This is a genomic window from Algorimicrobium echini (assembly GCF_900115185.1).
GTDB lineage: Bacteria > Bacteroidota > Bacteroidia > Flavobacteriales > Flavobacteriaceae > Algorimicrobium > Algorimicrobium echini.
The window spans coordinates 15,386-28,995 of sequence record NZ_FOVN01000006.1 but is presented as its reverse complement, the minus strand read 5'-3'; the positions used below and the strand labels follow the sequence as shown (position 1 = coordinate 28,995).

Genomic DNA, 13,610 nt, shown 5'->3' with positions numbered 1-13,610 from the left:
AATTAGTTGTTTTTTAAATTTTTAAAATAAGGCACATAAAGCTTTAAATCGCTTTTAATCATGGCTGTTACACCATCTCCTGTAATGGTAGCACCTGCAATAGCATCTACTTCATTATCTGTTTTATCTTCATTCTTTGGATCGGCATTACTTTTAGAAACGGTAATTCCTTTAAAATATCCAGCTTCATCTAATAAGTGCTCACCATAAAAATCGTCCATAAAATAGCGCTGCTTTATGTTGGCACCAAGACCAGGCGTTTCACCTTTGTGGTCAAAGTAAGCACCTTGAACAACCATGTTCGCATCTACAGATACATATCCCCAAATAGCATCCCATAATCCTTTACCATAAATTGGTGCTATATAAAATGTTTTACCATCTTTTTCACCAATAAATAATGGCAACTTCCGTGGCTCACCCTTTTTGGCATTGGTTTTTTGTTTTTTAATGTCAATTAAGTATGGTTCTTCTTTGGTTTCGTTATAATACTCATCACGTGTTTGTGATTTAATAATCGTACCACTTGCATCAACCGTTAAAACCAGTTGTTCTTTAATGTTAGTTTTAAATGCTTCAGGGGCTTTATCGGTTGAGATAAAGATAGCACTACCTTCATCATTATCGTTAACACCCATAGCATATAAAATATTCTGTTGCTTTTCTAAACGTTTATTTTCAGAAATATTTGGTTCTAAAGAAGACGCTGCAAACGCTAATAAAGATCCTACAACAATTACCATAGCAATGGCAAATATTATAGTGTAAACGTTAGAATCTGTTCTATTGCTCATAATTATGCTGTTTTAACTTTTAAACGTTTCATACGTTGTTTTACATTGCCTTGTACCACATAATGATCTATTGTTGGTGCAAATACATTCATTAATAAAATAGCTAACATAACTCCCTCTGGATAAGCTGGGTTAAATACGCGGATTAAAATGGATATAAATCCGATTAAAAATCCGTAAATCCATTTTCCTTTATTGGTTTGAGAGGCTGTTACTGGATCTGTAGCCATAAATACAGTACCAAAAGCAAAACCACCTATTAATAAGTGATGCCAGAACTCTGTACTCATTAATCCGAAAAACTTACTGCTTTCAGAAATCCACCCTGCACTAACAACACCATTAAAGATTAAGCCCATAACAAGAGCACCTACAACCGATGATACCATAATACGCCAACTTCCAATTTTAGTAAAAATTAGAAACAAACCGCCTAAAAGAATTAATAGGGTTGATGTTTCACCAACAGAACCTGGAATAAACCCAAAGAACATATCAGCTACGGAGTAAGATGTTTCTTGTCCTTGCGCCAAACTACCTAGTATAGTTTCACCTGAAATAGCATCTAGGTTTGCACCATTAGCTATTTCTTTAGAGCGCTCCACCGCACCATGAACCCATACTTTATCTCCAGACATCCAAGTTGGATATGCAAAGAATAAAAAGGCTCGGATTGTTAATGCCGGATTTAAAATATTCATACCTGTTCCACCAAAAACTTCTTTACCAATTACAACCCCAAAGGCTACTGCAACAGCTAACATCCATAGTGGTGTATCTACAGGAACAATTAATGGTACTAACATACCAGTCACTAAATAACCCTCTTCTACTTCGTGTCCTTTAATGACAGCAAAAAGGAATTCAATAGCTAGACCGACACCGTATGAAACAACCACTAATGGTAAAATTTTAATTAAACCAATGTAGAATGCATCCCATGATAAAAAATCCACAGGTGTGCCAAATGCGGCATAATGCTGGTAACCAGCATTAAACATACCAAAAATTAAACAAGGTACCATAGCCATGATAACCGTATTCATGGTACGCTTTAAATCGTCTGCCACTTTAATGTGAGTTCCGTTATGAGTGGTCTCATTTGGCAAATATAGAAATGTATGAAGTGCATTAAATGCAGGAGCCATTTTGGTCCCTTTATACTTTTCTTTTAAGTTGTGTAAATTACTTTTTAAACTCATTTCTTTATTTATTTTTCATTGTAAAAATGAATTATCCTATTTCTTTAATCATGAGGTCCAACCCTTTTCTTATAATAGCTTGATGAGGCTGTTTAGATACGCATACAAATTCTGTTAATGCAAAATCTTCTGGAGCTACTTCATACATACCTAAAGCTTCCATTTCATCTAAATCTTCATACATACATGCTTTAAGTATTTGAAGTGGATAGATATCTAATGGAAAAACTTGTTCGTAATTTCCTGTTAAAACAAAGGCACGATGTTCACCGTTAGTATTGGTGTTTAAATCGTACTTTTTATTTGGTGTTAACCATGAGAATGTTAATGCTCTTGATGTTGAAATTTTATTAAAAACTGGTTTATTCCAACCAAAAAACTCATAATCATCTCCCTCTGGTATAACAGTAATGGTGTTACTGTAAAAATCCAAACTACCATCTGGTTTTATTTGCTTTCCTGATAGAACATTTCCAGAAATGATACGATCATTACCATCTTTTTCAACGCCATTATCATAAACCATCGTTGCAATTTCACTACCTATTTTCGTTTTAAAGTAACGCGGTTTCTTAACGGAAGAGCCTACTAAAGCTACTAAACGCTCGGCATTAAATTTACCGGTTAAAAGCAACTCACCAATTATCACTAAATCTTGAGGGTTAATCGTCCAAACTGTTTCACCCTTGTTTATTGGATCTATTTTATTTATCTGTGTTCCTACGTTTCCTGATGGATGTGGGCCTGACACTTTGTGTAGGGTAACACCTTTTAATCCTGACAATGGAGAGCTTCCGTTTTTAGATACAGATACGTGCACCTGACCTTCGGTTAATTTCCCAAGGGCATTTATGGCAACTTGTAACTCAGCTTCTTTTCCTTGGAGCACATAATCATAATCAGCAACTAATGGTGCGGAAGCATATCCCGATATAAAAATAGCTTTAGGCGATTTTTCAGGATTTGCAATAACATCATACGGCCTTTGTTTAATAAATGGCCAACAACCAGATGCTAATAAATGGTTTTTAATGGATTCTGACGTGGCAGATTCTACATTAAATATTCCATAGTCGTGGAAAATTTGCTCTTTGTCTGCTTGAATTTTTAAAGCTAAAATACGACGTTTATCACCTCTTGGTATATCTAAAATCTCTCCAGATACAGGCGAAACAAACTTTACAGCTTCTTGAGCCTTATCATAAAAAATAGGCTCTCCAGCTTTTACTTTATCTCCAACTCTTGCAATTAATTTTGGTGTAACACCATGGAAGTCTTCTGGTCTAACAGTGCAAAAATTACTAATAATAGCATTTTCAGTCACCTTCTCGGCAGCACCTTTAAGCTTGATGTCTAGACCTTTTTTAATGGTAATGTCGTTTGACATGTTTATAAATCTATTTGTTAATAGTAAAAAATATGATTCTGATTTTAATTCAGATAAAATCGGTGCAAATTTACGAAATTATACATCATTTAATACCAGACTTCGATGAAGTTTGTTATTTATATTTATTCTAAATAATGAAGAATGATTAGGCATAAAAATTGCTTATATTTATCCCTCAAAACCATCAATGCATGTTTAAATCATTTTTCTCGTTAGTCATTATTATCTGCGGCCAGTCTATTTACTCTCAAATAGCACAAGAAGTTAATCCTCCTGGCTATATTAAATCGATTACATTTCAAGGTCAGACTCGCGAGAGCCAATTACCAATTTTACAGCTTGGACAACAATTAATTTTAGAATTTGATGCGTTAAATGGTGACGAGGAAGATTTCTATTACAAAATTGAACACTTTGATTACGATTGGACTCCTTCTCAACTTATGCAGACCGAATTTTTAAGCGGTATTGACAATCAACGAATTCGTAATTACGAGAATTCATTCAATACGTATCAAATCTATTCTCATTACACATTGCGTCTTCCTAATTCGCAAACTCGTGGACTTAAGGTTTCTGGTAATTATATGATTAAAATTTTTAATGATTTAGATGAACTTGTATTCTCTAGAAAATTCATGGTTCAAGAAAACCTTGCTAATGTAGGTGTTTCTATTAAACGCTCTCGCGATGTGCGCCAAGTAGAAACCATGCAAAGCGTAGATATTGTTATTAATTCTGGGAATATGCAATTTAACAACCCATTACAAACGGTTAAGACACTTATCATACAAAACAACAACCTCAACACGGCTATAAGCAATGTGGCACCTCAATACACTATTGGAAACGAACTAATTTACAAATACACTAAAGAGACTCTTTTTGAAGGTGGAAACGAATATTTTTACTTTGAAAACAAGGATATTCGAGGTGCAAATGCAGCAATCCAGTATATTGAATTAAACGAATTGTATAGCAATTATTTATTTACTAACGTTCCGCGTTTAAATCAGCCATACACCTATAACCCAGACATAAATGGTAACTTTTTAATTACAGCTATTGATGCCGAAAGACCGACAATTGAGGCTGATTATGCTTGGATACATTTCTCCTTATTATTAGATGAACTACCAGCTAACCAATCTGTACATGTTTATGGCAACTTTAATAACTATGCTATTGATGATTTTACCAAAATGACTTTTAATCCAAATAAAGGGATTTACGAAGTTCCAATTATTTTAAAGCAAGGGTTTTATAATTACAAGTATGTTATAGTAAATAATCAAACGGGTAAAATAAACGAAAGCGCAATTAGTGGCAGCTATTGGCAAACTGAAAACAATTATAAGGTTCTAGTTTATTATCGTGATTTGGGTGCCAGATACGACCGAATTATTGGTCTTGGTGAAGGAAATTCTGTGAATATATCCAATTAAGTCCGCAGTTAATCGACAAAAATTTATTTTTTTTTATTCTAGCTTATTATTTATTACATTAGCAAGAATCTAAACCCTTGAAAACCCATTAATAGCATGGTTCAACAAGTTACAAAAGGCATTAAAATTTCGGTAGAAACACATTTTGAAGGCACATTTTATAAAGATTATAAAATTCAATTTGCCTTTGGTTATAAGGTCACAATTGAAAACCAAAGCAACCACCTTGTGCAACTTTATGCCAGAGAATGGACAATTCTTGACGCTTTAAACAATGTTGAATTGGTATCTGGTGAAGGTGTTATAGGTAAAAAACCTATTTTAAAACCTGGAGAATCCCACACCTATACTTCAGGTTGCCTGTTAACGTCTCCATTTGGAGCTATGCATGGCTTTTATAATATGATTAATTTAGAATCTGACAAAAAATTTAAAGTAGCCATTCCAGCATTCAGATTAAGTGCTCCTTTTGCATTAAATTAAAACAAATTACCAGTTATTAAAATACATCTCATTATGGGTAGTCTGATTATTTTGTAGATCAGTATAATTCATAGTTACTTTTAAATCCATTTTTTCAATTTGAGTAATGCTAGTGGTTTTCACAAAACCTCTGTCCATTATTATACCCATATCTGGATATTGGGAACCTGCTGTTTTGTGAAATTGATTTATAGCTTCCAACTGAAAATTATTTTGGTTTTTAAATTCATTAAACCAAATCATTCGTAAGTGCTTCATAGAATCTGTATACAAGGACGAAGACGACCAAATTTTTGGTTCATTAGGGAGTTTTTCTAAATGTTTAACCGTACCGTCCCAAACCAATTGATGCAGTTCAAGGCCATTCTCCCAATCTAAAATTATCATTGTAAATGGTTCTATTCCTTTAAAGTTATAATCCTCAATCGTTTTTATACAAAGAGAAGCTATTAAAATATCTCGAACCACAATACCACGACTCATTCTGTAATTCTGTTCAGGTTTATGAGCCGAAAATCCACCGTTTAACAAACACACTAACCGTTGCTTTTCACTAACGCCAATCCAAGTCCCACCAGCTTTTTTATCTTTGGGATAGAGTAGTTTCACACCATTTTCGGTATAAAATTCAGGAGGAATTGTTATTCTATCGGGAGCTTCATCTCGATTAGATGTAAAAATAAAATGATTATTCTGTTTAGGAATAAATGTAACTGTACACATAGTTTAGCGTGTTTCAATAAAAAACGAAACTTACAAAAAAAACAAAAACTTTTAACGTGTATTTAAGATGCTTTCTATCAAAAAAACAGCTAAAAAATCGTACATTTGCAGCTTTAAAATAACATAAACATTTAAATACCAACATACTCATGGGAAAAGGATTCTTTAACGTACCAATTGCAGTAAACGAGCCTGTAAAATCTTATGCGCCTGGATCGCCAGAGCGCGAAGAAGTTTTAAAAGCTTACAAAGACATGTACAACAGTAAAATTGATGTACCAATGTACATCAACGGAAAAGATGTTGAAACTGGGAATACGAGAACGATGTCACCACCTCATGACCATCAACATATAGTTGGAACGTATCATGTAGCTGAAAAATCTCATATTGAAGAAGCTATTTCAACTGCATTAGAAGCTAGAAAAAAATGGTCTCAAATGCCTTGGGAACAACGTACGGGTATCTTTTTAAAAGCTGCCGAATTAATTGCAGGCCCTTACAGAGCTAAAATTAATGCTGCAACCATGATTGCACAGTCTAAAAATATTTACCAAGCTGAAATTGATGCCGCTTGTGAGTTGATTGATTTTTTACGATTCAATGTACAATTCATGTCCGAAATATACATGGATCAACCAGAGAGCACTAGTGATGCCTGGAACCGTATTGAATACCGTCCTTTAGAAGGTTTTACCTATGCAGTAACACCCTTTAACTTTACAGCCATTGCTGGAAACCTACCATCTTGTATGGCATTAATGGGAAATGTAGTTGTATGGAAACCAAGCGATAGCCAAATCTATTCTGCAAAAGTTATCATGGACGTTTTTAAAGAAGCAGGTGTTCCAGATGGTGTAATTAATGTGGTTTTTGGTGACCCTGTTATGATTACAGATACCGTATTAAATAGCCCTGATTTTTCAGGATTACATTTTACAGGTTCAACAACTATTTTTAAATCCCTTTGGAAACAAATTGGAAATAACATTGACACCTACAAAACCTACCCAAGAATTGTAGGTGAAACAGGTGGAAAAGATTTTATAATTGCTCATAAATCAGCAAATGCCAAGCAAGTAGCTACTGCCATTGTACGTGGTGCTTTTGAATTCCAAGGTCAGAAATGTAGCGCAGCTTCCAGAGCTTACATCCCTAATAACCTTTGGGAAGATGTTAAGGACTTTGTTCTTGCAGATTTAAAATCCTTTAAAATGGGATCTCCTGAAGACATGAGTAACTTTATTACAGCCGTAATTCATGAAGGCTCTTTTGATAAATTAGCAAAATATATTGATGAAGCTAAAGCCCATACAGATGCTGAAATTATTGCTGGTGGCAATTATGATAAGTCGAAAGGCTACTTTATTGAACCAACAGTGATTGTTACAAAAAATCCAAAGTACACAACCATGTGTACCGAACTATTTGGACCTGTTATTACCATTTATGTTTACGATCAAGAGGCCTATTCTGAAACATTAAAATTAGTTGATGAAACTAGCGAATACGCCCTAACAGGTGCTATTTTAGCATCCTGTCGTTATGCTATTGAAGAGGCTACAACTGCTCTACAAAATAGTGCAGGAAATTTTTATATTAATGATAAACCAACAGGAGCCGTTGTAGGTCAGCAACCATTTGGCGGTGCAAGAGCATCTGGAACAAATGACAAAGCTGGATCGGCACAAAACTTATTACGCTGGGTATCACCTAGAATGATTAAGGAAACCTTTGTAACACCTGTTGATTACAGATATCCTTTTTTAGGCGAATAATAATTCTAATTGATTAAAACAAAACCCCTTAACCATACCAGTTAAGGGGTTTTTTCTGTTGTTTATCCAAAGTATTAGTAGTAATTAATTTCAGGCTGTATATTTAAATAATCAATAATTGAATACTCATGAAAACAAACTACTTACTACTAATCACAATGCTTTCCATTTCCGTTTTTTCACAAAAACAAAAAGCCTTCGAGAAATTTGACAAACAAGACATGGAAACTTCTATATTGGTCCCACAATCACCCGTTATAGACCTCGACAACTACAACAACAAGATAACAAACACCTATAGTTTCTACCAAGCCTATAAAACAATTGCTCAAAACGATTTTCAACAACGCTTAAAACCACTTTCCAGCCTTAAAGAAGCTAACAAAAAGAGTCATTTTACTAACAAGATTCCATTGGCAATTTTGCTTTCAGATTATGAATCCATAACGGAACAAGCTTTTCAAAATCAAGCAGTAACCAGAGATGCACAAGGCTATATTATTAGAAGCCATGCAAATGACATTATTTTCAAGAAAAATAATATTACTATAGCAGCCCCTTTAAGGAGCAAGCACAAAGGTTTAGAAACGACTTTTTCAATAGCTTCAAATCATATATTCAATACAACAGAAAAAACTATTGAGAAAATAGCTGTTAATTTTGACGATGGCCAAGGTTTTAGGACTGTAAGCACTAATCAGAACATACAAGTTTCTTATCTAAAAGCAGGCAATAAAACACTTACTTTTCAAATAACATTAGACAATGGAAGTGTTGTTTTTCGTCAAACAAGAATAGAAATTACGTATTCCAATGCCGATTTAGAAAGAAATTTTAATCGTATGGTAACAACTTTTAATTCAACAATTACACCAGACCTCTCTCCTTATGGCGAAACAACATCTTACAATGGAACTGGAGAATATGAATTGTTTTTAAGCGCAGATAACGTTTTAGACAAACCCATTATTTTAGTTGATGGTTTTGATCCTGCTGATGGACGCGACATTGCTGGAATTTATGAATTACTAAATTTTGAACAAAACGGAACGACTTCTAATTTAGGCGATTTAGTAAGAGACGAAGGTTTTGATGTGGTTATATTAAATTTCCCTGTTTACACACGTGCGGCAGACAATCAAGTTATTGATGGTGGTGTAGATTTTATAGAGCGTAATGCCATGCTTCTAGTGGAATTAATAAATACCGTTAATGCTCAAAAAATTGGCACTGAAGACAATGTTATTATTGGTCCTAGTATGGGTGGATTAATTTCTAGATATGCTTTAAATTATATGGAACATGCTAATTTAAACCATGAAACCAGACTTTGGATTTCTTTTGATGCTCCACATCATGGCGCAAATGTACCAATTGGATTTCAGCATCAATTTAATTTTCTAGCTTTTGGTTTAGATGATTTTACGGTATTAGGAGATCAAAATGTAGAAGAACTACAGCCTATTATTGATGGTATGTTAACATCATCTGCTGCTAGGCAAATGCTTGTAGACCAGTTTGAACCACATATTACAAATAATGACGGTGTATCTTTTAACAGCTCTCTAGATTTACCTCAAGAACATCCATACAAAGCCATTTTGGATGCGCGACTAAACAGTTTTAATGCCTCTGGATTTCCAGAACTAACACGAAATATTTCAATTATTAATGGTAGTGGTATGAATGCTAGGTATCAAGACAACACAACAGCTACGAACAATTTAAATCCTGGTAGCCGCATTTTAAATGCTAATATTGATGTTATTACTGGAGCTGAATTAAAGGCTGAAACACGCTTTACTCCAAATGCGGGAACACAAGTTTTTAGTAGTAAAGTCCATTTGGATTTTGCGTGGTGGTTTCCATTAGCAAACGACCGAATTAATAACGCAACTTCAACAGCACCAAGTTTCTCTAATGGTGTTGATGCTGCTTCTGGAGGGTTATTTGATATTTTAAGTTTAACTGAAGATTTAGAAACTGATGGTTTAGTGGGCGATTTTTTAAATTCATTGTCTACAGATTATTTCAATTTCATTCCAAGCGTTAGTTCAATGGCTTTCCAAGTAACAAATAATGAAATTAACTGGTTTCACACACCAAGCAACGTTACAACGGCTCGCGCTACATCGAACATAACCCCTTTTGACGCATGGTATATGCCAAATGAAAATGAACCTCACGTAACTTTAACACCTCAAAACGTTGCTTTTGCTTTAAGTGAAATTATTTTAGAAACTTTAAGTACAAATTCTTTTTCGGAAAACTTTATAAAACTAGAACAAAACCCGGTATCGCAAAGCTTGACAATATTAAGCTCTCAAGCTCATAAAAATGCGAGTATTTCTGTTGTTGATGTTACAGGAAAAACGGTTTTACAATCAAATTTAGATGTCAATCAACGCACAACTGTTCCTTTTCAAATGACTTCTGGATTGTACATTTTAACTATTGAAAGTCATGGCAATCAGATTTTGAAAACGAGATTATTAGTAAAGTAGCACATACTTGATTCTAATTAAAAAAGCTCCGAAGTATATTCGGAGCTTTTTCATTTTATGAGGAAAATGAGCGGCTATTTAAAACGTTTACAGCATGGCATTTCATAATAATTCCAGATTAATTTAAAATCGTTTTAATTACTGATTAACAAAAAGTTAACCTTTAAACTTGATAGGTAAATGAACCACCTTTTTTGTTTCAAAAAATGCTTCAGAATAAAAATCGGAAATATTATAAATCGTTGCTGTTTTATAGTCTTGGAGTTCTTCAGATAAATCGCCTCCTTTTAAATACAAAATCCCATTTTTAAGCTCATGATTTTGCTTTTTAGCAACTTTACCTTTTATCCAATGTACAAAAGTTGGCATGGCAGCCACTGCTCTACTGATAATAAAATCGTAAGTATCTTTAATTTCTTCAACACGGGAATGCGTAGTTTTTACGTTGGTCAATTCTAAACCAGCAACAACCTCATCAACAACTTTAAGCTTTTTAGCAATACTATCCACTAGATGAAACGAACATTCCGGAAATAAAATAGCTAGTGGAATTCCAGGAAAACCGCCACCCGTTCCAACATCCATTAATTTAGTACCTGGTTTAAATGTTATTACTTTTGCTATAGCTAAAGCATGGAGTACGTGACGTAAATACAGCTCGTCTATATCTTTTCTAGACACCACATTTATTTTCAAGTTCCAATCTTGATACAAGGCTTCGAGTTGAGTAAATTTAGCAATCTGATCATCGGTTAGATCTGGAAAATACTTTAAAATGAGTTCCATATTCTTATATTTTCGACAAAAGTAGGTATTTTTTTGTGCATATTTTTATGAAAACTTTGTGCCCATAACGGCTCATAATAATTATATTTGCATAAATATATATTTTACGCATTTTAAATGCGTTTATATATTATAAATTAAATAGCATGACAAATAAAACCCTTTCTTTCTCAAGAAATGATTCTGCAAAATTTTTCAGAACCCTGAATAAACGTGTGAATGATTATTTCAAAGAGAACAATATAAAAAAAACTGGTAATTGGAAATTATATATTAAAGCCATTATCATGTTCACCTTACTTTTAGGACCTTTAATTCTTTTATTAACTGTAACAATGCCTGGCTGGCTTCAAATACTTTGCATGATTGTCATTGGAATAGGTATTGCAGGCGTAGGGATGAATGTAATGCACGACGCTAACCATGGTTCTTTTTCAAGTAAAAAATGGGTGAATACACTTATGGGAAGCAGCATTCATATTTTAGCTGGTAATGATTACAATTGGAAAGTACAACATAACGTATTACACCACACCTACACGAACATTCAAGGTCATGATGAGGATATTGATGCTGGACGTGTTATCCGTTTTTCTAAACACTCGAAATGGTTAAAGATTCACCAATATCAAAAATATTACGCCTTTCTTCTTTATGGCTTATTAACCGTTAATTGGGCCATTACAACCGATTTCAAGCAAACCTATATTTACTTAAAAAGAAAACTATCGTATGGCGATTTTCCTAATCCAGCAACGCAGTGGACAAAGTTAATTATTGGAAAAATAATTTATTATTCAATTTGGGTTGTTCTGCCGTTAGCATTAGGCTTTGCTTGGTGGCAAGTATTAATTGGTTTTTTCATTATGCATTATACTGCAGGAATTATTTTAAGTGTTATTTTCCAATTAGCACATGTTATGCCAAATACGGAAATGCCTCTACCTGATGAAAACGGGAATATGAAAAACACATGGGCTATTCACCAGTTATTTACAACTAGCAATTTTTCACCTAAAAGTTGGATTGTAGAATTTTACACAGGTGGTTTAAACCGACAAGTGGAACATCATTTATTCTCTCATATTAGTCATGTCCATTATAAAAACATTGCCAAAATAGTCAAGGAAACTGCTCATGAATTTAGCTTACCATATAACGAGTACAATTCTATTTGGACAGCAATAGCAGAACATTACAACCAGTTAAAAACACTTGGTGCAAAACCAAGTATGGCTTAATTATCATTTACTTTTAAAAGATATTTCTAATGAATGTACTTTCAGATAGAGTTTTAAACATGGCCACGTCTGCCACATTAGCTATGGCAGCTAAAACACGCGAATTGCGTGCTGAAGGCAAAGATATTATTGGATTAAGTTTAGGAGAACCTGATTTTAACACACCAGATTATATTAAAGAAGCAGCCGTTCAAGCCATTCACGATAATTATAGTTCCTACACACCTGTTGACGGTTATGTAGAATTGAAACAAGCTATTATCACGAAATTTAAACGTGATAACAACTTAACATATACCTTACCACAAATTGTGGTGTCTACGGGTGCTAAACAAGCACTTTATAATGTAGCTCAAGTCATGATTAATCCAGGTGATGAAGTTATATTACCTTGTCCGTACTGGGTGAGTTATGCTGATATTGTTAAGCTTGCCGAAGGTGTTCCTGTAGAAGTGCAAACCAGTATTGCTACCGATTTTAAAATGACACCTGCACAATTAGAAGCCGCAATTACACCAAGAACAAAAATGATTTGGTATAGTTCGCCTTGTAACCCAAGTGGCTCCCTTTACAGCAAAGAAGAATTACGTGCTTTGGCAGATGTGCTTCAAAAACACCCAAATATTTATGTGGTTTCTGATGAGATTTATGAACACATTAATTTCACTGAAGATGGTCATACAAGTATGGCACAATTTCCAGATATGTTTAACAGAACCATAACTATAAATGGTGTTTCTAAAGCGTTTGCTATGACAGGCTGGCGAATTGGCTATTTAGGTGCTCCTGAACATATAGCACGTGCTTGTAATAAAATGCAAGGTCAAGTAACTAGTGGTGCTAATAGCATTGCTCAGCGTGCGGTAATTACAGCTTTAAATGAATCGCCAACACGTGTTAAATTCATGATTGATGAATTTCATATTCGTCGTGATTTGATACTAACCTTATTGGAGGATGTTCCTGGCTTTGTAAACAACACACCAGAAGGTGCTTTTTATGTATTTCCTAACATTTCGGCTTTCTTCGGAAAAACCCTAAAAGGAACCACCATTAACAATGCAACCGATTTCTCATTATTTTTATTAGAACACGCCTTGGTAGCAACGGTTACGGGTGATGCCTTTGGCGATCCAAATTGCATTCGGTTATCCTATGCAGCTAGTCAGGCACAAATTGTGGAAGCTATTAAGCGAATTAAAGAAGCGGTTTCATAATAAATATAGTTTAAAGTAACAGCTAAAAAAAATCCACATCATTTTAA

General features: G+C 34.1%; 11 protein-coding genes. 6 read left to right on the top strand and 5 right to left on the bottom strand.

The features are described 5' to 3' along the window. Window positions 1-2: 2 nt before the first annotated feature. Genes BM239_RS12610 through BM239_RS12600 form a run of 3 tightly spaced genes read right to left on the bottom strand, consistent with a single transcriptional unit; the run spans window position 3 to window position 3,383 of the window. A complete protein-coding gene (locus BM239_RS12610) occupies window positions 3-794 on the bottom strand; it encodes a Na(+)-translocating NADH-quinone reductase subunit C (protein WP_092209188.1) in 792 nt (263 codons plus the stop codon). A 2-nt stretch (window positions 795-796) separates the two neighbouring features. After that, window positions 797-1,996 carry an NADH:ubiquinone reductase (Na(+)-transporting) subunit B gene (locus BM239_RS12605; protein ID WP_092209186.1) on the bottom strand — a complete coding sequence of 400 codons (1,200 nt, stop codon included), beginning with the start codon at window positions 1,994-1,996 and terminating at the stop codon, window positions 797-799. Window positions 1,997-2,027: 31 nt separating this feature from the next. Beyond that, window positions 2,028-3,383 carry a Na(+)-translocating NADH-quinone reductase subunit A gene (locus BM239_RS12600; RefSeq protein WP_092209184.1) on the bottom strand — a complete coding sequence of 452 codons (1,356 nt, stop codon included), beginning with the start codon at window positions 3,381-3,383 and terminating at the stop codon, window positions 2,028-2,030. A 194-nt stretch (window positions 3,384-3,577) separates the two neighbouring features. Here BM239_RS12600 and BM239_RS12595 point away from each other — a divergent pair, with 194 nt between their 5' ends. Both BM239_RS12595 and apaG read left to right on the top strand, forming a co-directional pair. Continuing rightward, window positions 3,578-4,831 (top strand): type IX secretion system plug protein, encoded by a 1,254-nt coding sequence (locus BM239_RS12595; RefSeq protein WP_092209182.1) that lies wholly within the window; start codon window positions 3,578-3,580, stop codon window positions 4,829-4,831. 96 nt (window positions 4,832-4,927) lie between these two features. Continuing rightward, window positions 4,928-5,314: a Co2+/Mg2+ efflux protein ApaG gene (gene apaG, locus BM239_RS12590; protein ID WP_092209180.1), complete on the top strand. Its 387-nt coding sequence runs from the start codon at window positions 4,928-4,930 to the stop codon at window positions 5,312-5,314. 6 nt (window positions 5,315-5,320) lie between these two features. Here apaG and BM239_RS12585 read toward each other — a convergent pair whose 3' ends face one another. After that, window positions 5,321-6,037, bottom strand: coding sequence for an NRDE family protein (locus BM239_RS12585; RefSeq protein WP_092209178.1), 717 nt, complete (start codon window positions 6,035-6,037; stop codon window positions 5,321-5,323). A gap of 149 nt (window positions 6,038-6,186) precedes the next feature. Between BM239_RS12585 and pruA the strand changes: the two genes are divergently transcribed. Both pruA and BM239_RS12575 read left to right on the top strand, forming a co-directional pair. Further along, a complete protein-coding gene (gene pruA, locus BM239_RS12580) occupies window positions 6,187-7,815 on the top strand; it encodes an L-glutamate gamma-semialdehyde dehydrogenase (RefSeq protein WP_092209176.1) in 1,629 nt (542 codons plus the stop codon). A 128-nt stretch (window positions 7,816-7,943) separates the two neighbouring features. After that, window positions 7,944-10,319, top strand: a complete 2,376-nt coding sequence (locus BM239_RS12575; RefSeq protein ID WP_092209174.1) for a T9SS type A sorting domain-containing protein — start codon at window positions 7,944-7,946, stop codon at window positions 10,317-10,319. Window positions 10,320-10,475: 156 nt separating this feature from the next. Here BM239_RS12575 and rsmG read toward each other — a convergent pair whose 3' ends face one another. Beyond that, on the bottom strand, window positions 10,476-11,105 hold the full coding sequence (gene rsmG / locus BM239_RS12570) for a 16S rRNA (guanine(527)-N(7))-methyltransferase RsmG (RefSeq protein WP_092209172.1): 630 nt from the start codon (window positions 11,103-11,105) through the stop codon (window positions 10,476-10,478). 146 nt (window positions 11,106-11,251) lie between these two features. Here rsmG and BM239_RS12565 point away from each other — a divergent pair, with 146 nt between their 5' ends. Then, window positions 11,252-12,346, top strand: coding sequence for a fatty acid desaturase family protein (locus BM239_RS12565; protein ID WP_092209170.1), 1,095 nt, complete (start codon window positions 11,252-11,254; stop codon window positions 12,344-12,346). Window positions 12,347-12,375: 29 nt separating this feature from the next. After that, window positions 12,376-13,563, top strand: coding sequence for a pyridoxal phosphate-dependent aminotransferase (locus BM239_RS12560; protein WP_092209168.1), 1,188 nt, complete (start codon window positions 12,376-12,378; stop codon window positions 13,561-13,563). Window positions 13,564-13,610 lie beyond the last annotated feature (47 nt).

Bases quoted from the DNA above. Each gene is read 5' to 3' on its own strand.
- BM239_RS12610 (WP_092209188.1), bottom strand. From the start codon at position 794: ATGAGCAATAGAACAGATTCTAACGTTTACACTATAATATTTGCCATT.
- BM239_RS12605 (WP_092209186.1), bottom strand. From the start codon at position 1,996: ATGAGTTTAAAAAGTAATTTACACAACTTAAAAGAAAAGTATAAAGGG.
- BM239_RS12600 (WP_092209184.1), bottom strand. From the start codon at position 3,383: ATGTCAAACGACATTACCATTAAAAAAGGTCTAGACATCAAGCTTAAA.
- BM239_RS12595 (WP_092209182.1), top strand. From the start codon at position 3,578: ATGTTTAAATCATTTTTCTCGTTAGTCATTATTATCTGCGGCCAGTCT.
- apaG (WP_092209180.1), top strand. From the start codon at position 4,928: ATGGTTCAACAAGTTACAAAAGGCATTAAAATTTCGGTAGAAACACAT.
- BM239_RS12585 (WP_092209178.1), bottom strand. From the start codon at position 6,037: ATGTGTACAGTTACATTTATTCCTAAACAGAATAATCATTTTATTTTT.
- pruA (WP_092209176.1), top strand. From the start codon at position 6,187: ATGGGAAAAGGATTCTTTAACGTACCAATTGCAGTAAACGAGCCTGTA.
- BM239_RS12575 (WP_092209174.1), top strand. From the start codon at position 7,944: ATGAAAACAAACTACTTACTACTAATCACAATGCTTTCCATTTCCGTT.
- rsmG (WP_092209172.1), bottom strand. From the start codon at position 11,105: ATGGAACTCATTTTAAAGTATTTTCCAGATCTAACCGATGATCAGATT.
- BM239_RS12565 (WP_092209170.1), top strand. From the start codon at position 11,252: ATGACAAATAAAACCCTTTCTTTCTCAAGAAATGATTCTGCAAAATTT.
- BM239_RS12560 (WP_092209168.1), top strand. From the start codon at position 12,376: ATGAATGTACTTTCAGATAGAGTTTTAAACATGGCCACGTCTGCCACA.